Source organism: Stenotrophomonas sp. JAG2 (genome assembly GCF_041080745.1).
GTDB classification, from domain to species: domain Bacteria; phylum Pseudomonadota; class Gammaproteobacteria; order Xanthomonadales; family Xanthomonadaceae; genus Stenotrophomonas; species Stenotrophomonas maltophilia_AA.
This window is the reverse complement of record NZ_JBEUMH010000019.1, coordinates 1-20,449: the sequence shown is the minus strand read 5'-3', so window position 1 is coordinate 20,449 and position 20,449 is coordinate 1. Positions and strand designations below refer to the sequence as shown.

Here is a 20,449-nt window from a genome sequence, read left to right as displayed (position 1 = left end):
GCTCATGTGGAACCCTTCTCTGCCCCTGGTCAGCATCGAAGATGCCCCGCCCCGCCTGGGGGCCGGCAATCCCGAACTGCAGGCGATGGTGACCGAAGCCGCCTCGGGCGGAACGCCGCTGATGCTGATGCACGTGGATATCGACCACTTCGCCTCTGTCAACGAGAACATGAGCGCCGAGGTCGGTGACCAGGCACTGGTGCTGGTCGCCCAGCGGCTGCAGCACCACCTGCGCGGCCGCGGCAAGCTATGGCGGCATGGCAGCGACGAGTTCCTGCTGGCGGTACCACGCACGGCCGACATGCCACTGCCGGAGGACCTGGCCGAGGAGATCCGCCAGCAGCTGGAGCTGCCGCTCTCGGTGCTGCCGTACACGCTGTTCATGACCGGCAAGCTGGGCGTGAGCCTGTGCCCTGAGCATGCCACCGGGGTGTCGCGCCTGCTCGACCATGCCGAGGACGCGCTGTACCAGGCGGCGCGCGAAGGCGGCAACGCGGTGCGCATCCATGCGGTGGACACGCCCTCCAGCGCGCACAGCGAGAGCATCATCGCGCGCCAGATTGTCGATGCCATTCCCAATGGCGAGCTCAAGCTGCGCTACCAGCCGCTGGTCAGTGCCCGCGACGGCCACGTGGTCGGCATGGAGGCGCTGCTGCGCTGGCAGTCCCCGACCCTCGGCATGCTGGTGCCGGAGCGCTTCATGCGCACCGCCGAACGCCTGGGCATCATCGTGCAGATCGGCACCTGGGTGCTGGAAGGCGCGCTCAAGCAGGCCAAGCTGTGGCGCGACCAGGGCTTCGATGACTTCACCATCGCGGTCAACGTCTCCACCCTGCAGTTGCTGCGGCCCAACTTCTTCGCCGAGGTGATGTCGCTGATGCAGGCCGCCGGCGTCCCGGCGCAGATGCTGACGCTGGAGATCAACGAAAGCGCGCTGACCAACAACGTCAACTTCGTCCACGAAACCCTGGTCAACCTGCGCAATGAAGGCATCAGCCTGAGCCTGGACAACTTCGGCACCGGCGACTCCAGCCTCAGCGCGCTGGTCCGCTATCCAGTGGACAAGCTCAAGATCGACCGCAGCTTCATCAAGAGCGCGCCCGCCGGCAACCGCGAAGCGGCCATCGCGCGCGCGATCATCGCGATGGGCCACCAGCTGGGCATGACGGTGATCGCCAACGGGGTGGAATCGCAGGCACAGCTCGGTTTCCTGCGCCGCAACGACTGCGATGTGTTCCAGGGCTATCTGTTCGGTGAACCGATGTCGGCCGATGCGGCCGGCATGACCCTGCGCCGGCGCTACCTGCGCCCGGAGGCCTTCGCCGAGACGCGTCCGGACCGGACGCTGCTGCTGCTGGACGACGAAGAGAACGTGCTGCGCTCACTGGTACGCCTGTTCCGTCGCGATGGCTACCGGATCCTGGCCGCGGGCAACGTGCGCGATGCGTTCGACCTGCTGGCGATCAACGACGTGCAGGTGATCCTGTCCGACCAGCGCATGAGCGACATGAGCGGCACCGAGTTCCTGGGCCGGGTGAAGATGCTCTATCCGGATACGATCCGGCTGGTGCTGTCCGGCTACACCGACCTCAACACGGTGACCGACGCGATCAACCGCGGCGCGATCTATCGCTTCCTGACCAAGCCGTGGAACGACGACGAACTGCGCAAGCACATCCACCAGGCGTTCCGCACGCACGAAGAACAGCGGCGTGCCAACACCGCCCCGGTGGCGGCCGCACCGACCGCCGACTGAAAGGTGCGCGCAACCCGGGTAGTGCCGGCCGCTGGCCGGCTCCAGGCGATCTGATGGTAGTGCCGGCCGCTGGCCGGCTCCAGGCGATCTCCGATGTCTGCGAGGAGCCGGCCAGCGGCCGGCACTACCCGTGTCTTATCAGCGCGGCTGCTTGATCGGCAGCACCAGCCGGAACCGTGAACCCACGCCTGGCGTGCTGTCCAGGTCGATGCGGCCGTGGTGTTTGTTGATGATGCTGTAGGAGATCGACAGGCCCAGCCCGGTGCCGCTGCCGACCGGCTTGGTGGTGAAGAACGGATCGAAGATGCGCTGGCGCAGGTCCGGCGAGATGCCGCCGCCGGTATCTTCGAACTCCACCCAGACCGTATCGCCGTCCACCCCGGTGCGCACGTTGATCGTGCCGCGGTCCGCGATGGCGTGGCCGGCGTTGAGCAGCAGGTTCATGTAGACCTGGTTCAACTCGGACGGCAGGCACTCCACCAGTGGCAGTTGGCCGAACTCGCGGTGCAGGGTCACCTTGTACTTGAGCTCGTTCCAGATGATGTTGATCGTGGATTCCAGGCCCGCATGCAGGTCGACCAGCTTCCACGACTCATCGCGGCCGGAATACGAGAAGTCCTTCAGGTCGCGCACGATGCGCGTCACCCGCTCGATGCCCTCGCGCGATTCGGCCATCAGCTGCGGCAGGTCGCGGCTGATGAAGTCGATGTCGAAGCGCTGGCGGATGTCGTCGATTTCCGGGATCAGCGCCTTCGGGTCCGGCGCACGCAGGGCCCGCTCGTAGGCTTCGATCACGGTGAACAGGCTGCGCAGGTACTCCTGCAGGCTGCCCAGGTTGGAGTGCACGTAACCGATCGGGTTGTTGATCTCGTGCGCCACGCCGGCGGCGAGCTGGCCGATCGAGGCCATTTTCTCCGACTGCAGCAGTTTTTCCTGGGTGCCATTGAGGCGCAGGTAGGCCTGGCGCAGCTCGGCATGGCGCTGCTGCAGCTCGCGCTCGTAGTCTTCCTGGCCTTCGATGCGCCGGAACAGCGCCAGGTAATGCCGCTGGCCGCCATCGTCGTGATGGTAGACATGCGCGATGACCATCCGCTCGCCGACCGGCAGGCTGCCGTTCCAGTGGCCGTTGAGGCGCGCCTGTTCCAGCGCGTCGGGCGGCAGCAGTTGGCGCAGCCATTGCGCCGGGGTCAGCTCGGCGTCGCGCTCGGCCTGGCCGAGGATTTCGCTGACCGCGGCGTTGGCCAGGGCCACGCTGCCGTCTTCGCGGAACAGCAGCACGCCCTCCTTGATCCGTTCAAACAGGGCAAGCAGGACCGGATGCGGAGGCAACGGCGCGGTGACAAGGGCGGAAGTTACGGTCACGGTCACATCGAGGCAGCAGGAAACAGGCGCTCAATATACGCGGTGACGTTCACATCGGCAGCACGGGGCCGCCAGACGGGGGAGATCAGGCGACCGCGAGCGGCCGCCGGGTGTTGAGCGTGTGCGACTGGCCCTTGGCATCGTACGCCGCAGCATCTTCGCTGCGGCCGAGCTGGCGCAGCGCCCAGTTGACCTCACGGCGGCGCCGCGAGAGCAGCACGCCGTTGGCGCGGTTGCGCTCGGCCAGCTCCTGCACGCGCTCGGCCTGGCCGAGCGGCAGGGCCGCCTCGAGGGCCCGCAGCGCCTCCAGCTTGGCGCCGGTCGCGCGGATCAGGGCCTGCACATCATGCTCGACCAATGCCTGGCGTTCGACGTCCAGGGCATCGCTGAGGCGCTGCAGCGGCTCGCTCATCGCCAGCTTCATCCCTGCAGCTGCTGGTCCAGCTCAAGCATGCGCGACGCGATCGCGTCGGGGTTGATCTTGTAAGTGCCGTTCTGCAGCGAATCGCGCACGGCCTGGACACGGGCCGCGTCGATCGCCGGGGCCGTGGACAGTTCGCGCTGCATCGCCTGCAGGCTGGTGGCTTCGCCGGTCAGGCGCAGGCTGTCAGCGGCTTCCACCGGGCGGGCCGGTGCATCGGTGCTGACGCTCGGCTTGTTGCCCGGAGCGACGCTGCGCAGATGGGCGGTGGCCTGCAGGTTGCCGTCGATTTTCTGGCTCATGGAGTTGTCCTGGGAATGCGGTTCACAAGGGATAACGGCCGGTCGGGCGCCATCTTTAGGGGAATATTGCAGGTTTTACGGGAAATGTGGCCCGTATTCACAATCGTGTTCAGCGCGTCACTAAAACGTCACCGCTGGCCGCGACGGTGCCCTGCACGATCTTGCGCGAGGAAAGGTTCTCGACCGAGACCCGCTCGTTCTCGCCGGCATCGGCCATGGCGCGTCCGGCTACCCGGACCTCCACCCCGCCCCGCCGCGACACCAGCGCGACACTGTCGCCCCGGCGCACCAGCCGCTGCGCGACCAGATCATTGGCCGAGAGCAGGCTGCCGGCGCTGAGGGTCCTGCGCGCCACGCGGCCGACGGCGGCGGCCGGATCGGCCAACGCAGCACCGGCGATCCGGGCCGCATCACGCTGGCCGGTAGTGATATCGGCCGCCGACAGGGTTTCTCCAGCGGCCACGCCCCGGTTGAGAATGAGTACGGTCTGGTTGCGGCGCACCTTGACCGGCACGAACAGGCGCCAGCCGCCCGCATCGGGGCAGCTGACCTCCACGGTGCTGGTGCCGGTCGGCTGGGCTGCCAGCGGCTGGCCACAGGCGGGCAGGCGCAAGGCCGAGTCCAGCGTGGTGTCGCCTTCACTGCCGGCCGGCAAGGTGCCCAGCGCCGCCTGGCGGATGCTGTCCACGGGCTGCCAGGCACCGGCCGCCCAGGCGGGTGCCGCCAGCAGCAGCGCGGCAAAGACAAGAGAACGCATGGGCACTCCAAGGGCAAGGAACATGCGCAGCACGATGCAAGCCGCATGCCGAACCGGGGCGCACGCCGCGCTCAAGTCATCGCCACCGCCGCCGATACCAAGCCCATGTCCCATGACCTGCTCAACCGCATCGACCAGCGTACGCGACTGGCCGGCCACAATCGTCTGGCCCTGCTGCTGTTCCGGCTGGGTGGACGTCAGCTTTTTGGCGTGAATGTCTTCAAGGTGCAGGAAGTCCTGCGCCGTCCGGGCCTGTTCCAGGTACCCGGACTGCCCAGCCAGTTCGCCGGTGTGGCCGATGTACGTGGCCGTTCGGTGCCGGTGCTGGACCTGGGCCTGGCGATCGGCCACCCCGAGCGTGAGCCCGATGCCGACAAGGCGCCGGGCTATCTGGTGGTGACCGAGTTCAACCGTTCGATCCAGGGATTCCTGGTCAGCGGTGTGGAACGCATCGTCAACATCGCGGTGGAGGACATCCACCCGCCGCCGGAACTGGGCGCTGAATCGAGCTACCTGACCGCGGTCACCCGCTTCCAGGGCGAACTGATCCAGGTGATCGACGTGGAAAGCGTGCTGGCCGACATCGCCGAGATCCGCGGCGAGGCAGTGCTGGACCCCTCCATGGCCCTGCCCGCCGACGCCCCGCCGATGCAGGTGCTGGTGGTGGACGATTCGCGCGTGGCCCGCCAGCAGATCCGCAGCGTGCTCGACCAGCTGGGGGTCGGGGCGACCCTGCTCTCGGACGGCAAGCAGGCGCTGGACCACCTGCTGCAGATCCACGCGTCGGGCGAAAACCCCGCCGAGCGCTACGCCATGGTGATCTCCGATATCGAGATGCCGGCGATGGATGGCTACACCCTGACGACGGAAATCCGGCGTCACCCCGGCCTGGCCGGCCTGTACGTGCTGCTGCACACCTCCCTGTCGGGCGTGTTCAACAACGCGATGGTCGAGCGGGTCGGGGCGAACGCCTTCGTGGCCAAGTACTCCCCGCATGAGCTGGCGGACTTCCTGCTGGACCGCCTGCGCAAGGTGGCGATGGCGGCGTAACCGGCGGTCGACTGGCCGTCGGTCCGTCGTCCCCGGTTGGTTTGCGTCATCCACGCTTGGCGTGGATTTACCCGGCCCCTCCCCTCTGGCACGCCGCTTGCACTGCCCCAGGCATCGTCCCGTGGGAGTGCGTCATGCCCAATCTGATTTCGAACTATCTGGGTGTCCATGCCCAGGCCATGCCGTTGCGCGAGCAGCGGATGAAGCTGATCGCCAGCAACCTGAGCAACGCCGACACCCCCGGGTACAAGGCCCAGGACCTGGACTTCGATGCCGCCCTGCGCAACGCCCAGGGACTGGATGCCAATGGTCTGATGAAGACCACCAGCGAGAAGCACTATGAGATCGGCGGCGGGTTGAACCCGTTCCAGATCGCCAAGGACGGCGTGCAGCCGAGCATCGACGGCAACACCGTCGACCCGGATGCCGAACGTGCCGCCTACGGCCGCGCCGCGCTGGAATACCGCGCTTCGCTGAGCTTCGTCGAATCCAAGGTGCGCTCCATGCTCACCGCGATCACGGGGCAATAAGCCATGAGCAACCTGCCCATCTTCGATATCGCCGGCTCCGCGCTGCAGGCGCAGTCCGTGCGCATGAGCACCATCGCCTCCAACCTCTCCAACGCCGATACCGTCGCCGGCTCGGCCGATGCGGTCTACAAGCCGCTGGAGCCGATCTTCCAGTCGGTGACCAGCCGCACCGACCCGAACATCACCACGGTGCAGGTCAAGGAGATCAGCCAGAGCAACGCCGCGCCGATCCAGCGCTACGAGCCCGGCCACCCGCTGGCCGATGCCGACGGCTACATCTACCAGCCCGACGTGGACCCGGTCGCGCAGATGGTCAACCTGATCTCGACCTCGCGCAATTACCAGGCGGGCGTGGAAATGCTGACCACCGCCAAGGAACTGGCGCTGGCCACGCTGACCATGGGTCGCTGACCCTCTTACCGCAGGAATCCACTCCCATGAGCAGCACCAACGGCGTTGGCCAGAACAGCAGCGACATCTACACCGCGCTGGGCCTGAACGCACCCAACAGCGATACCAGCAAGAAGAAGAGCACCCTGGACCAGGCCGATTTCATGCGCCTGATGACCGAGCAGCTGCGCCACCAGGATCCGCTCAAGCCGATGGACAACACCCAGATGGTCGCGCAGATGGCGCAGCTGTCGCAGGTCCAGGGCATCACCGACCTCAACAACACGGTCAAGGGCTTCCAGGATTCGATGTCCAGCGACCAGATCCTGCGCGGCGCGGCCCTGGTCGGCCACGAAGTGCTGGTGCCGTCGGAGAAGCTCGCGCTGGAGAAGGAAGGCGATGTCACCGGCATGGTCGCCGCGCCCGGCGCCGGCTTCGTGACGGTGGACATCACCGACGCCAACGGCGTCAAGGTCAACCAGATCAGCGTGGAAGCCAAGGCCTCCGGCGAAGTCACCTTCGACTGGGACGGCAAGGATGCCAACGGCAACCGCATGGCCGAAGGCACCTACACCATCGCGGCCTCGCACACCGATACCGCCGGCACCAAGACCAAGCTCAACACCTACGTGCAGGCCCCGGTGGAGAGCGTCACGGTCGGTACGGACGGCCTGTACCTCAACCTCAAGGGTCTGGGCACGGCCCCGATCGACTACGTGCTCCGCATCAGCTGAGCCGCCCCACCCGCATCCACAGGAGCATCCCATGGGCTTCAACGTCTCGTTGTCCGGCATCAACGCAGCCAATGCCGATCTGAACGTCACCGCGAACAACATCGCCAACGTCAACACCACCGGCTTCAAACAGTCGCGCGCCGAGTTCGCCGATCTGTTCTCGGCCACCAGCTACGGCCTCTCCAAGAATGCGGTCGGCTCGGGCGTGCGCCTGACCAACGTCGCCCAGCAGTTCTCGCAGGGCAACAACGAACAGACCGGGCGCAGCCTGGACATGGCCATTTCCGGTGAGGGCTTCTTCACCCTGAACATGAACGGTGCGCGCGTGTACTCGCGTGCCGGCAACTTCCAGACCGACCAGGCCGGTTATGTGACCAACCCGCAGGGTGCGCGCCTGCAGGTGTTCGCCCCGAACGCCGACGGCACCAACTTCGATGCCGGCCGCCTGACCGACCTGCAGCTGCTGACCACCGACAGCCCGCCCAAGCAGACCGGCAAGGTCGATGTCAGCTTCACCCTGCCGGCCAACGCCAAGGAACCGACGGTCGACACCTTCGACCCGACCGATTCCAACAGCTACAACCACTCCACCGGCGGCATCACCGTGTATGACTCGCTGGGCGTGAGCCACACCCAGACCTCCTACTTCGTGAAGACCGGAAACCCGAACGAGTGGCAGGTCTACAACTATGTGGACGGCAAGGCGGCCGGTACCCCGACCACGCTGCAGTTCTCCGACGGCGGCGCACTGACCAGCCCGGCCAACGGCCAGATCGTGATGGATCCGTTCACCCCGACCACCGGCGCCGGCGTGCTGTCGATGTCGCTGAACCTGAGTGGTTCGACCCAGTACGGCGAGAAGTTCGCGCTGCGCAACACCCAGCAGGACGGCTACGCGGCGGGCAAGCTCAACGAGATCACCGTCTCCGAGGAAGGCATCGTCTACGCGCGCTATTCCAATGGCGACGACAAGCCGCTGGGCCAGGTCGCACTGACCACCTTCAACAACGCGCAGGGCCTGGAAGCCAAGGGCAACAACCTGTGGACGGAGAGCTTCGCCTCCGGCACGCCGCGTACCGGTTCGCCGGACAGCTCCAACCTGGGCAAGATCCAGGCCGGTTCGCTGGAAGCCTCCACGGTCGACCTGACCGAGCAGCTGGTCAACATGATCACCGCCCAGCGCAACTTCCAGGCCAACTCGCAGATGGTCTCCACGCAGGACCAGATCACCCAGACCATCATCAACCTGCGTTGATGAGCCACTGACCGCAACACGGGAAAACACCGATGGACAAGGCACTCTACGTCGCGATGACCGGTGCACGTGCGTCCCTGCAGGCGCAGGGCACGCTGTCGCACAACCTGGCCAACACCGACACCCCCGGCTTCAAGGAGGCGCTCGCCAATACCGAGGCTTTCCCGATCAAGGGGACCGGCTACGCCTCGCGCGTGGATGCCCTGCACGTGGACGCCGGCTTCAACCGGCGCATGGGCGCACAGCAGATCACCGGCAACCCGCTGGATCTGTCCCTGCAGGCCGGCAACTGGCTGGCCGTGCAGGCGCCCGGCGCCAATGGCGGCGAAGCGTATACCCGCGGTGCGGCCCTCTCGATCACGCCCAATGGCCAGCTGGTGACCGCCGGCGGCCATCCGGTCCTGGATGAGAACAGCAACCCGATCGCGATCCCGCCCCACCAGGCGATGGACATCGGCAACGACGGCACGATCTCGATCATTCCGCTGGGCGAAGGCCCGCAGACGATGGCCAACATCGGCCGCATCCGCGTGGTGCAGGCCGAGGATGCGCGACTGGAGCGCGGCCTGGACGGGCTGATGCGCAACACCGACCCGCAGCAGGCGTTCGTACAGGCCCAGGGCAAGTCGCTGGAAAGCGGCCAGCTGGAAGGCAGCAACGTCGATGCGGCCGGTGCGCTGGTGCAGATGATCCAGCTGCAGCGCCAGTACGAAATGCAGGTGAAGGTGATCAAGCACGGCGACGACAACGCCCGCAGCGCCAACAGCCTGCTGCGCCTCGGCAGCTGATCGCCCCGGTGACGTAATCCCGGCGCAGTTGTGGCACGCGCCATGCATTGCCCTTCGCAAGGGCCGCACCACGCGGCCATCCGCTACAACACAGGAATGACGCCATGAACCAGGCATTGTGGATCGCCAAGACCGGACTGGATGCGCAGCAGACGCGCATGTCGGTGGTTTCCAACAACCTCGCCAACACCAACACCACCGGTTTCAAGCAGGACCGTGCCAGCTTCGAAGACCTGCTGTACCAGCAGGTCCGTCAGCCGGGCGGTGCCTCGTCGGCGCAGACGCAGCTTCCCTCGGGCCTGCAGCTGGGTACCGGCGTGCGCGTGGTGGCCACCTCCAAGAATTTCGAGCAGGGCAGCCAGCAGCAGACCGGCCGCGCGCTGGATGTGATGGTCAATGGCCGCGGCTTCTTTGAAGTGCAGATGCCGGACGGTTCCTCGGCCTACACCCGTGACGGCTCGTTCCAGCGCAACCAGGATGGCGAGCTGGTCACCAACAGCGGCTACCCGGTGCAGCCGGGCATCCAGATTCCGGAAGGCGCGCAGTCGCTGACCATCGGTACCGACGGCACCATCAGCGTGAAGATGGCCGATGACGCCGCCTCGGTGGAAATCGGCGCGCTGACCCTGACCGATTTCGTCAATCCCGCGGGCCTGCAGGCCCGTGGTGAAAACCTGTTCCTGGAAACCACCGCCTCCGGCCCCGCGCAGAACGGCAATCCCGGCCTCAACGGCCTCGGCACCGTGGTGCAGGGCGCGCTGGAAGGCAGCAACGTCAACGTGGTGGAAGAGCTGGTCTCGATGATCGAAACCCAGCGCGCCTACGAAATGAACGCCAAGGCGATCTCCACCACCGACGCGATGCTCGGCTATCTCAACCAGAACGTCTGATCGGTCGACCCGGGAACCTGCCATGTCGCGTCTTGCCCCTACCCTCCGCCTGCTCGCCGCCGCCGTCATCGTCGCCACCCTGAGTGGCTGCGTGATCGCCGGCGATGTGCGTCCCTACCCGGCCATGGCCCCGGTCGAACCGGTCATGCCACCGTCGGCCCAAGCCACGGCCGGCGCGATCTACGCCGCCGGCCCGGGCCTGCAGCTGTACTCGGACCGTCGCGCACGCGATGTCGGTGACCTGCTCACGATCACCCTGACCGAGAACACCACCGCGCAGACCACCGCCAACACCTCCACCTCGAAAGAGTCGGAGCTGAGCATCGGCACGCCGACGATCTTCGGTGCACCGGTGACGCTGGGCGGCAAGGACATCCTCAGCGCCAGTGCCGCCGGTTCGCGCGATTTCACCGGCAAGGGCACCAGCGCGCAGAGCAACCGCCTGCAGGGCAGCGTGACCGTCACCGTGATCCAGCGCCTGCCCAACGGCAACCTCGTCGTGCAGGGCGCCAAGAACCTGCGCCTGAACCGTGGGGATGAGCTGGTGCAGGTGCAGGGCATCGTTCGCGCGGCGGACATCTTCCCGGACAACACCATTCCCTCCAGCCGTGTTGCCGATGCCCGCATCGTCTACGGCGGCCGCGGCGCGATCGCCCAATCCAATGCGATGGGCTGGTTGAGCCGCTTCTTCAACTCGGCCTTGTCGCCGTACTGAGCCTGACATGACTTTCTTTCTCTCCCTGTTCGGGCAGCGACGCATGGCGTCGCGCTACAACACGACGCGGGCGGTGCTGGCGCTGCTGGCCGTGTTCGCGCTGGCTGCGCCTGCTTCCGCCGAGCGCATCAAGGACCTGGCCCAGGTCGGCGGCGTGCGCGGCAACGCGCTGGTCGGCTATGGCCTGGTGGTCGGTCTGGATGGCAGCGGCGACCGCACCAGCCAGGCGCCCTTCACCGTGCAGAGCCTGAAGAACCTGCTCGGCGAGTTGGGCGTCAATGTGCCGGCCAACGTCAATCCCCAGCTGAAGAACGTGGCGGCCGTGGCCATCCACGCCGAACTGCCGCCCTTCGCCAAGCCGGGCCAGCCGATCGACATCACCGTCTCATCGGTGGGCAACGCGGTCTCGCTGCGCGGTGGCTCGCTGCTGATGGCGCCGCTGCGCGGTGCCGATGGACAGGTCTATGCGATCGCCCAGGGCAACCTGATCGTCGGCGGCTTCGGGGTGCAGGGCAAGGATGGCTCGCGGGTCTCGGTCAACGTGCCCAGCGTCGGCCGCATTCCCAACGGCGCCACCGTGGAGCGTGCCCTGCCGGATGTGTTCAGCGGCGGCGGCGACATCACCCTGAACCTGCACAAGAACGACTTCACCACGGTCTCGCGGATGGTGGCGGCGTTGAACAATGCCTTTGGCGACGGCGCTGCGCGCGCCATCGATGGCGTCACCGTGTCGGTGCAGTCGCCGTCCGATCCGGGCGCCCGCATCGGTCTGCTGGCCCGTATCGAAAACCTGGAACTCACCCCCGGCAGCGCGCCGGCCAAGGTGGTGGTCAATTCGCGGACCGGCACGGTGGTCATCGGTTCGCAGGTGCGCGTCGGCGCGGCCGCGATCTCGCATGGCTCGCTGACGGTGACCATCAACGAGAACCTCAACGTCAGCCAGCCGGGAGCGTTCAGCGGCGGCCAGACGGCGGTCACGCCACAGTCGACCATCACCGCGACCAACGATGGCAGCCGCATGTTCAAGTTCAACGGCGGCACCACGCTGGATGAAATCGTGCACGCGGTGAATGCCGTGGGCGCCGCCCCGGGCGATCTGATCGCCATCCTGGAAGCCCTCAAGCAGGCCGGCGCGCTCAGCGCCGAACTCGAGGTGATCTGACATGCGCATCCAACCGGCCCTGGAACTCAATCCCGCCCAGCCCAACAGCCCGGCCAAGGTCGACAAGGTCGCCCGCCAGCTGGAGGGCCAGTTCGCGCAGATGCTGATCAAGAGCATGCGCGAGGCGAGCTTCGGCGATTCGCTGTTCCCCGGCGAAAACACCATGTTCCGCGAGATGTACGACCAGAAGATCGCCGACGCGATGACCCGCGGCCGTGGCCTCGGCCTGTCGAGCATGATCGCGCGCCAGTTGGGCGGCGCCGAAGGCGACGCGGCCAAGCCGGTCGACACCACGCTCAACCCGGCCGCCGCCCTGCGCGCCTACCGCCTCAATGCACCCGCCGCGGCCATGCCGCTGCCGGCCAGCGCCGCGCCGTCGGTGCCGCGCGAGGTCGATCTGCTGCAGCAACTGGGTGGCGGTGAGCCTTCCGCCGTGCTGCAGCCGATGGAACGCGCCCTGGACCTGATTGCCGGCCGGGAAAGCAGCCAGATGCATGAGGCCATCGGCCGCAATGATCCGTACGCGGCGGTCGCGGAAACCGATCCGGCCGCGGCCGACTGGGCGATGGCCGATGACCGCTGGAGCGGCGTCAACCGCACCGCGACGGCCGGCCCCAGTGCGGTCGACAGCCTGGCCGCCTCCACCGCGGCCGCTGAACTCGGTCCGCACACCCCGGCCGGCTTCGTCGCCAGCATCTGGGGTCACGCCCAGCAGGCCGCGCGCGAACTGGGCGTGGATGCCAAGGCGCTGGTCGCCCAGGCCGCACTGGAAACCGGCTGGGGCCGCAAGCTGGTCCGCCGCAGTGGTGGCGACAGTTCGCACAACCTGTTCGGGATCAAGGCCAATGGCTGGCAGGGCGAGCGCGCCACCAGCGGCACCCACGAGTACGTCAACGGCGTGCGCCGCAACGAAACCGCAAGTTTCCGCGCCTACAACTCGGTGGGTGAGAGCTTCGCCGACTACGTGCGCCTGCTGAAAACCAGCCCGCGCTACCAGAACGCCCTGCAGGCCGGCAGCGACGTGCGCAGCTTCGCCCAAGGGTTGCAGCGCGCCGGCTATGCCACCGACCCGACCTACGCAGCCAAGATCGCCGCGATCGCCGGCGGCCCGACCATCGAGCGCGCCGTCGCGGCGGTGAGCGATGCCGGCCAGCGCCTGGGCCGCACTTTTGCCAGCACCGCCAGTCCGACCGGGCTGGGTGTCATCCGTCGTTGAGGTAATCCATGTCCAGCGTACTCTCCACCGGCACCAGCGCCCTGCTCGCCTTCCAGCGGGCGCTGGCGACCACCAGCCATAACGTCGCCAACATCAAAACGCCGGGCTACAGCCGGCAGAAGGTGGACTTCGCCACGGCCGACCCGCAGAACTACGGGTACGGCGACGTGGGCAATGGCACCCGCATCACCGATGTCCGCCGCGTCGCCGATCAGCTGGCGATCTCGCGGCTGCTCGATGGCAGCGGCGAACTCGCGCGCCTGAAGCAGCTCTCCACCATGGCCGACCGTGTCGATGCGATGTTCTCGGACAAAGCCACCAACGTCGCCGGGGTCTGGTCGAACTTCTTCGATTCGGTCAGCGGGCTCTCCTCCAATGCCTCCGGCAGCGCCGACCGGCAGAACATGCTGGACAGCGGCAAGACCCTGGCCAACCGCTTCCAGCAGCTCAATACCCAGCTCAACAACCTCAACGGCGAGGTCAACAACGGCCTGATCGCCGGTGCCACCGAGATCAACCGGCTGGCCCAGGAAATCGCCCAGCTCAACGGCGCGATCGGGGGCAATGCGGCGACCGCCGCACCGGACCTGCTCGACCGCCGCGACCAGCTGATCGCCAATCTCGTCGGCTACACCGGCGGCACCGCGGTGATGCAGGACGGCGGGCTGATGAACGTCTACACCGCCGGTGGCCAGGCGCTGGTGGTCGGCACGACGGCCTCCAAGGTCACCACCGTCACCGACCCCTACCAGCCCGAGCGGCTGCAGCTGGCGCTGGAAAGCCAGGGCCAGAAGATCACCATCGAGGGCAAGACGCTCGGCGGCCAGATCGGCGGCCTGCTGGAGTTCCGCGACACGGTGCTGACCCCGGCCCAGGCCGAGCTGGGCAAGCTGGCGATCGGCATGGCCAGCAGCTTCAACGATGTCCACCGCCAGGGCGCGGATCTGTACGGCAACATGGGCGGTGACTTCTTCACCATCGGCAACCCGCGCATCACCGCCAACAGCGCCAACACCGGCACGGCCAGCATGAGCGCCAGCTTCGGTGATCTGTCCAAGCTGGACGGCCAGAACATCGTGATGAAGTTCGATGGCACCCAGTGGCAGGCCACCCGCGCCGACACCGGCGCCAGCATTCCGATGACCGGCAGCGGCACCGCGGCAGACCCGCTGGTCCTCAATGGCGTCTCGCTGGTCATGAGCGGCACGCCGGCCAAGGATGACCGCTTCCTGCTGCAGCCCACCGCAGGCGTGGCCGGCAGCATGGAAGTGGCGATCACCGACACCTCCCGCATCGCCGCGGCCGCCCCGATCAAGGGCACCGCCGCGATGGCCAACACCGGCAGCGGCAAGCTGACCGGCGTCAAGGTGACCGATCCCGACAACGCCGCGCTGCGCACTCCGGCGGCGATCGTGTTCACCAGTGCCACCGAATACACCATCAACGGGGTCGGCCCGAACACCTACACCGCCGGCCAGACCATCACCGCGAACGGCTGGAGCTTCGTCCTGGATGGCGCGCCCAAGCTGGGCGACACCTTCAACATCGGGCCGACCCCGGCCGGCTCCTCGGACAACAGCAACGCCCTGCTGCTGGCCAAGGTCGAGCAGGCCAAGACTTTCAATGACGGCACGGTCACGCTCAGTGGCGCGCTGGGCGGCCTGACCACCCAGGTCGGTGCGGCCGCCCGTTCCGCGGAGTATTCCCTGCAGGCACAGCAGGTGATCACCGACCAGGCCCAGGCCGCACGCGACTCGATCTCCGGCGTGAACCTGGATGAAGAGGCCTCGGACATGCTCCGCCTGCAGCAGGCCTACCAGGCCGCCTCGCAGCTGATCTCCACCGCCGACAACATGTTCCAGACCATCCTCGGAGCCGTCTCGCGATGAACAACCGCATTTCCACCGGCATGATGTTCAATCAGTCGGTGTCCCTGATGCTTGCCTCGCAGGCGAAGATGAGCCACCTCGAGCGCCAGATCGCCACCGGCAGCAAGATCGTGTCGGCCAAGGACGATCCGGTCTCGGCCGGCAGCGCAGTGGGGCTGGACCGCACCCTGGCCTCGCTGGACCGCATGCAGCTCAATGCCGGCAACGTGCAGAACCGGCTCGGCCTGCAGGAAAACGCGCTGGCCCAGGTCGGCGACATGATGGGCCGCATCACCGAGCTGACCATCTACGCCAACAACCCCGGCCTGGCTGCGGCCGACAAGCAGTCCCTGGTCACGGAAATCGAGGCGATCCGCGGCAATCTTCTCGCGGTGGCCAACAGTACCGACGGCACCGGCCGCTATCTGTTCGGTGGTACGGATGATGGCAGCCCGCCGTTCAGCCAGGTCGATGGTCGCGTCGTCTACAACGGCGACCAGAACCAGCGCCAGGTCGAAGTCGGTCCGGACACCTACGTGCAGGATGCCCTGCCCGGCAGCGAGATCTTCATGCGCATCGTCACCGGCGACGGGCATGTGGACGGCAAGGCCGGCACTGGCAACACCGGCAGCGGCGTGCTGACCAACGTCACCCGCGACAGCGATGGCAGCTGGAACGGCGAGGGTTTCAGCGTGCGCTTCACCGCCGCCGATGCCTACGACCTGCTCGATGCGGGCGGCAACGTGGTGTCCAGCGGCACCCTGAAGGCCGGCGACGACGTGGTGGTCAACGGCGTGCGCCTGCATATCGACGGTGCGCCGGCGGCGGGCGACACCTTCGAGGTCAGTCCGGCCGCCAGCCGCGACATCTTCGGCACGCTGGATTCACTGATCGGCGCACTGAAGATGGATACCGGCACCCCCGCCCAGCAGGCGGCCCAGCAGAACCTGCTGCAGAGCGGCCTGCGCGACGTGGCCCGTGCCTCGGAGCGCATGATCGACTCGCGCGCCGCCGGCGGTGCCCAGCTCAAGGCGCTGGACAACGCGTCCGACATGCGCGAATCGAACGTCGTCACGCTCAAGACCACGCTCTCGCAGATGCGCGACCTGGATTACGCGGACGCACTGAGCCAGTACCAGCTGGAGAAGACCGCCCTGCAGGCGGCGCAGACCCTGTTCTCGCAGATGCAGTCGATGTCGCTGTTCAACACGATCCGCTGATCGCTCCTACAACCTGGTTTGGCCTGAAGGCCGCGATGCTTTGAGCATCGCGGCCTTTTTGCGTTCTGGGGCGGGCGCGCCGCCTGCCCGGCGTCCCGTGGCACTGCCGGAACGCCCTTGGCACCGGTCTCCGCGGGAGACCTGCCCGGCATTTCCAGACCTGCGGCGGCCGAACGCCCCGCCCGGCCCCGCTGCGACCCTTGAAAGCCAGGCGCCTCCCGCTCCCCTGCAAATCCGCGTGAATCTCCGCCTAAAGGTTGTTGACAAAGCGCCGTTATTGATTTGGCAACAGCGAAGCACACAGCCAAAAACAAAAAAACGGCGGCGCTTCGTTCCATTCAGCACCGGGATTCCATTAAGGGAGACGACCCATGGCACAGGTAATCAACACCAATACGATGTCGCTCAACGCTCAGCGCAACCTGAGCACCAGCGGCAACTCGCTCGCTACCACCATCCAGCGCCTGTCGTCGGGCCTGCGCATCAACAGCGCGAAAGACGACGCCGCCGGCCTGGCCATCAGCGAGCGCTTCGGCACCCAGATCCGCGGCACCGATGTCGCGATCCGCAATGCCAACGACGGCATCTCGCTGGCTCAGGTCGCTGAAGGCTCCCTGAGCGAAATCGGCAACAACCTGCAGCGCGTCCGCGAACTGGCCGTGCAGGCGTCCAACGCGACCAACTCCGCCAGCGACCGCAAGGCCCTGCAGGCCGAAGTCACCCAGCTGGTCAGCGAAATCGACCGCGTCGCCAAGCAGTCCGACTTCAACGGCACCAAGCTGCTGGATGGCAGCTTCACCAGCCAACTGTTCCAGGTCGGCGCCAATGCCGGCCAGGCCATCGCCATCAACAATGTCGTCGATGCCAAGGCCAGCTCGCTGGGCAACGCCAAGTTTGCCGCACCGGTCGACAGCACCGCCGACGTCGGCACCATCACCGACCTGGCCGGCGTCACCATCAACGGCGCGGCCATCGGCACCATTACCGGCAAGACCACCGCCGATTTTGCCGCCTCCGCCGCCGCCCAGATCAACAGCAAGATCGGCGAAGCCGGTGTCTATGCCGAAGTGGTCACCACCGCCGGCACCCCGGACACCCACCGCCTGAAGCTGACCTCGGTCCAGGCCGACCGCGACCTGGTCATCGACGGCGCCGCCCAGCTCGGCCTGGCCGATTCCACCGCCGCCGCGCCCAGCTCGGTTGCCGCCACCGCGACCTCCAGCTTCGTGCAGGACCTGGACGTCTCGTCCTACGTCGGCGCACAGAAGGCCCTGGAAATCGTCGACAAGGCACTGGAATCGGTCAACAGCGTGCGCGCCGACCTCGGCGCCATCCAGAACCGCTTCACCTCCGTCGTCGCCAATCTGCAGACCTCCTCGGAAAACCTGTCCGCTTCGCGCAGCCGCATCCGCGACACCGACTTCGCCAAGGAAACCGCAGAGCTGACCCGCACCCAGATCCTGCAGCAGGCCGGTACGGCCATGCTGGCCCAGGCCAACCAGGTGCCGCAGAACGTGCTCAGCCTGCTGCGCTGATCCCGTTTGATCCGAAGGCGCCGGGCAACCGGCGCCGCTTCCACCGCAACACGCTCCACGTACGCCTGAAGGAAACCCCATGGCACAAGTCATCAACACCAACACGATGTCGCTGAATGCTCAGCGCAACCTGAGCACCTCCGGCAGCTCGCTGGCCACCACCATCCAGCGCCTGTCGTCCGGTTCGCGCATCAACAGCGCCAAGGACGACGCGGCTGGCCTGGCGATCTCCGAGCGCTTCGGCACCCAGATCCGCGGCACCGACGTGGCCATCCGCAATGCCAACGACGGCATCTCGCTGGCCCAGGTCGCCGAAGGTTCGCTGACCGAAATCGGCAACAACCTGCAGCGCGTCCGTGAACTGGCCGTGCAGGCGTCCAACGCCACCAACTCGGCCAGCGACCGCAAGGCCCTGCAGGCGGAAGTGACCCAGCTGGTCAGCGAAATCGACCGCGTCGCCAAGCAGTCCGACTTCAACGGCACCAAGCTGCTGGACGGTTCGTTCTCCAGCCAGCTGTTCCAGGTCGGTGCCAACGCCGGCCAGGCCATCGCCATCGACAAGGTGGTGGATGCCAAGGCCAACGCGCTGGGCGGCGCAAAGTTCGACAGCAACTCGCTGGCGCTGGCAAATCCGACTGCCAATGCGGACTTCAAGATCACGGGCATGAAGATCAATGGGGTCGACATCGCTGACATCGACGTCAAGCAGGGTGCCGATCTTGCGGCCACCGGCAAAGCCTCGCGTGAAGCCGTGGTCAGCGCGATCAATGCAAAGATCGGTGAAACGGGCGTATTCGCAGAGGTCAACGGTGCAGGCACCGCAGTAACCCTGACCTCGGTCAAGGACAGCGTCAACACCGACGGCACCTTCAAGGCCATCACCGCGACTCCGGGCACCTGGACCGGCGGCGCCACGGCGCCGACGTTTGTCGCCACCCTGGCGACCGCCGCACCGGCCAACAAGTTCGCCAGCGACCTGGATGTCAGCACCGTCAAGGGCGCGCAGCAGGCACTGGAGATCGTCGACAAGGCGCTGGGCTCGATCAACAACACCCGTGCCGACCTTGGTGCCATCCAGAACCGCTTCACGTCGGTCGTGGCCAACCTGCAGACCTCCACGGAGAACCTGTCCGCATCGCGCAGCCGCATCCGCGATACCGATTTCGCCAAGGAAACCGCAGAACTGACCCGCACCCAGATCCTGCAGCAGGCCGGTACGGCCATGCTGGCCCAGGCCAACCAGGTGCCGCAGAACGTGCTCAGCCTGCTGCGCTGATCCACGCCTGCCGCGTCGGCGCCGGTCTGACCGGCGTCGACCCCGACGTCCCGTGTTCCACCCACGCCTGAAGGAACTCCCATGGCACAAGTCATCAACACCAACACGATGTCGTTGAATGCTCAGCGCAACCTGAGCACCTCCGGCAGTTCGTTGGCCACCACCATCCAGCGCCTGTCGTCCGGCTCGCGCATCAACAGCGCCAAGGACGACGCGGCTGGCCTGGCGATCTCCGAGCGCTTCGGCACCCAGATCCGCGGCACCGACGTGGCCATCCGCAATGCCAACGACGGCATCTCGCTGGCCCAGGTCGCCGAAGGTTCGCTGACCGAAATCGGCAACAACCTGCAGCGCGTCCGTGAACTGGCCGTGCAGGCGTCCAACGCCACCAACTCGGCCAGCGACCGCAAGGCCCTGCAGGCGGAAGTGACCCAGCTGGTCAGCGAAATCGACCGCGTCGCCAAGCAGTCCGACTTCAACGGCACCAAGCTGCTGGACGGTTCGTTCTCCAGCCAGCTGTTCCAGGTCGGCGCGAACGCCGGCCAGGCGATCGCCATCGACAAGGTCGTGGATGCCCGCGTCGAGTCCCTGGGCACCAGCACCTTCGCCACCGGCGCCACGGCTGCCGTTGCCGCGGTCGCCACCGACGTGCGCTTCGGCGGCAAGGTGATGGGCGTGGATATCGGCACGGTCGAGGTCAAGAATGGCGCCACCGTCGGTGACGCCGCCAAGGCGATCGCCACCGCGATCAACGGCAAGATCGGCGAAGCCGGCATCTACGCCGAAGCCAACACCGACGGCACGCTGAAGCTGTCGTCGGTCAAGGAAGGCAAGGCTGTCGTTGCCGCAGACATCGCACTGACCCGCAGCAATTACCAGGCGGCGACCACCGACTGGAGCACCGCTGCGGCCACCAGCGCGTACACCGCCGGCACCGCCACCGATGCCAATGCACAGAAGCTGGATGTCAGCTCGGTGCTGGGCGCACAGCAGGCGCTGGAAATCGTCGACAAGGCGCTGGGTTCGATCAACAACACCCGCGCCGACCTCGGTGCCATCCAGAACCGCTTCACCTCGGTTGTGGCCAACCTGCAGACCTCCACGGAGAACCTGTCGGCGTCGCGCAGCCGCATCCGCGATACCGACTTCGCCAAGGAAACCGCAGAGCTGACCCGCACCCAGATCCTGCAGCAGGCCGGTACGGCCATGCTGGCCCAGGCCA

20 protein-coding genes are annotated in these 20,449 nt (G+C 66.8%); 16 read left to right on the top strand and 4 right to left on the bottom strand.

The features are described 5' to 3' along the window. Positions 1-4 precede the first annotated feature (4 nt). On the top strand, positions 5-1,756 hold the full coding sequence (locus tag AB9O74_RS17720) for an EAL domain-containing protein (protein ID WP_176989007.1): 1,752 nt from the start codon (positions 5-7) through the stop codon (positions 1,754-1,756). Positions 1,757-1,894: 138 nt separating this feature from the next. Here the strand turns inward: AB9O74_RS17720 and AB9O74_RS17715 are convergent, their stop codons facing one another. The 4 genes from AB9O74_RS17715 to flgA all read right to left on the bottom strand — a co-directional run bounded on the left by AB9O74_RS17715 (position 1,895) and on the right by flgA (position 4,598). Further along, the gene (locus AB9O74_RS17715) at positions 1,895-3,118 is read right to left on the bottom strand and encodes an ATP-binding protein (RefSeq protein ID WP_176989008.1); all 1,224 of its coding nucleotides are present in this window, start codon (positions 3,116-3,118) and stop codon (positions 1,895-1,897) included. A gap of 85 nt (positions 3,119-3,203) precedes the next feature. Next, positions 3,204-3,536, bottom strand: a complete 333-nt coding sequence (locus AB9O74_RS17710) for a flagellar protein FlgN (RefSeq protein ID WP_172407607.1) — start codon at positions 3,534-3,536, stop codon at positions 3,204-3,206. A gap of 2 nt (positions 3,537-3,538) precedes the next feature. After that, the gene (gene flgM / locus AB9O74_RS17705; protein ID WP_088435084.1) at positions 3,539-3,841 is read right to left on the bottom strand and encodes a flagellar biosynthesis anti-sigma factor FlgM; all 303 of its coding nucleotides are present in this window, start codon (positions 3,839-3,841) and stop codon (positions 3,539-3,541) included. A 109-nt stretch (positions 3,842-3,950) separates the two neighbouring features. Further along, positions 3,951-4,598: a flagellar basal body P-ring formation chaperone FlgA gene (flgA, locus tag AB9O74_RS17700; protein WP_176989009.1), complete on the bottom strand. Its 648-nt coding sequence runs from the start codon at positions 4,596-4,598 to the stop codon at positions 3,951-3,953. A 105-nt stretch (positions 4,599-4,703) separates the two neighbouring features. On the opposite strand from flgA, the gene AB9O74_RS17695 reads away from it, so the two are divergent. The 15 genes from AB9O74_RS17695 to AB9O74_RS17625 form a co-directional block, all read left to right on the top strand. Then, entirely contained in the window at positions 4,704-5,648 is a 945-nt protein-coding gene (locus tag AB9O74_RS17695) for a chemotaxis protein (RefSeq protein WP_176989010.1), read from the top strand. Positions 5,649-5,782: 134 nt separating this feature from the next. Beyond that, on the top strand, positions 5,783-6,178 hold the full coding sequence (flgB, locus tag AB9O74_RS17690; RefSeq protein WP_176989011.1) for a flagellar basal body rod protein FlgB: 396 nt from the start codon (positions 5,783-5,785) through the stop codon (positions 6,176-6,178). A 3-nt stretch (positions 6,179-6,181) separates the two neighbouring features. Then, on the top strand, positions 6,182-6,589 hold the full coding sequence (gene flgC, locus AB9O74_RS17685; RefSeq protein ID WP_088435081.1) for a flagellar basal body rod protein FlgC: 408 nt from the start codon (positions 6,182-6,184) through the stop codon (positions 6,587-6,589). 26 nt (positions 6,590-6,615) lie between these two features. Continuing rightward, a complete protein-coding gene (locus tag AB9O74_RS17680; protein WP_176989013.1) occupies positions 6,616-7,302 on the top strand; it encodes a flagellar hook capping FlgD N-terminal domain-containing protein in 687 nt (228 codons plus the stop codon). A 31-nt stretch (positions 7,303-7,333) separates the two neighbouring features. Continuing rightward, complete coding sequence (flgE, locus tag AB9O74_RS17675; RefSeq protein ID WP_176989014.1) at positions 7,334-8,557, top strand: flagellar hook protein FlgE; 1,224 nt, start codon at positions 7,334-7,336, stop codon at positions 8,555-8,557. Positions 8,558-8,589: 32 nt separating this feature from the next. Further along, complete coding sequence (locus AB9O74_RS17670; RefSeq protein WP_176989015.1) at positions 8,590-9,345, top strand: flagellar basal body rod protein FlgF; 756 nt, start codon at positions 8,590-8,592, stop codon at positions 9,343-9,345. A 104-nt stretch (positions 9,346-9,449) separates the two neighbouring features. Beyond that, positions 9,450-10,235, top strand: coding sequence for a flagellar basal-body rod protein FlgG (gene flgG / locus AB9O74_RS17665; RefSeq protein ID WP_102788470.1), 786 nt, complete (start codon positions 9,450-9,452; stop codon positions 10,233-10,235). Between the two features lie 22 nt (positions 10,236-10,257). Beyond that, positions 10,258-10,950 carry a flagellar basal body L-ring protein FlgH gene (flgH, locus tag AB9O74_RS17660; RefSeq protein ID WP_176989016.1) on the top strand — a complete coding sequence of 231 codons (693 nt, stop codon included), beginning with the start codon at positions 10,258-10,260 and terminating at the stop codon, positions 10,948-10,950. Positions 10,951-10,993: 43 nt separating this feature from the next. Further along, positions 10,994-12,112: a flagellar basal body P-ring protein FlgI gene (locus AB9O74_RS17655; protein WP_369350109.1), complete on the top strand. Its 1,119-nt coding sequence runs from the start codon at positions 10,994-10,996 to the stop codon at positions 12,110-12,112. 1 nt (position 12,113) lies between these two features. Continuing rightward, entirely contained in the window at positions 12,114-13,328 is a 1,215-nt protein-coding gene (flgJ, locus tag AB9O74_RS17650; RefSeq protein ID WP_176989017.1) for a flagellar assembly peptidoglycan hydrolase FlgJ, read from the top strand. Between the two features lie 8 nt (positions 13,329-13,336). After that, positions 13,337-15,217, top strand: coding sequence for a flagellar hook-associated protein FlgK (gene flgK / locus AB9O74_RS17645; protein WP_369350090.1), 1,881 nt, complete (start codon positions 13,337-13,339; stop codon positions 15,215-15,217). Further along, a complete protein-coding gene (flgL, locus tag AB9O74_RS17640; protein ID WP_369350089.1) occupies positions 15,214-16,416 on the top strand; it encodes a flagellar hook-associated protein FlgL in 1,203 nt (400 codons plus the stop codon). Before flgK ends, flgL begins: the two co-directional genes overlap by 4 nt. A gap of 371 nt (positions 16,417-16,787) precedes the next feature. Further along, positions 16,788-17,951, top strand: coding sequence for a flagellin (locus AB9O74_RS17635; protein WP_369350088.1), 1,164 nt, complete (start codon positions 16,788-16,790; stop codon positions 17,949-17,951). Between the two features lie 79 nt (positions 17,952-18,030). Beyond that, the gene (locus tag AB9O74_RS17630) at positions 18,031-19,227 is read left to right on the top strand and encodes a flagellin (RefSeq protein ID WP_369350087.1); all 1,197 of its coding nucleotides are present in this window, start codon (positions 18,031-18,033) and stop codon (positions 19,225-19,227) included. A gap of 81 nt (positions 19,228-19,308) precedes the next feature. After that, a partial coding sequence (locus AB9O74_RS17625; protein WP_369350086.1) for a flagellin occupies positions 19,309-20,449 on the top strand: 1,141 nt, incomplete at its 3' end.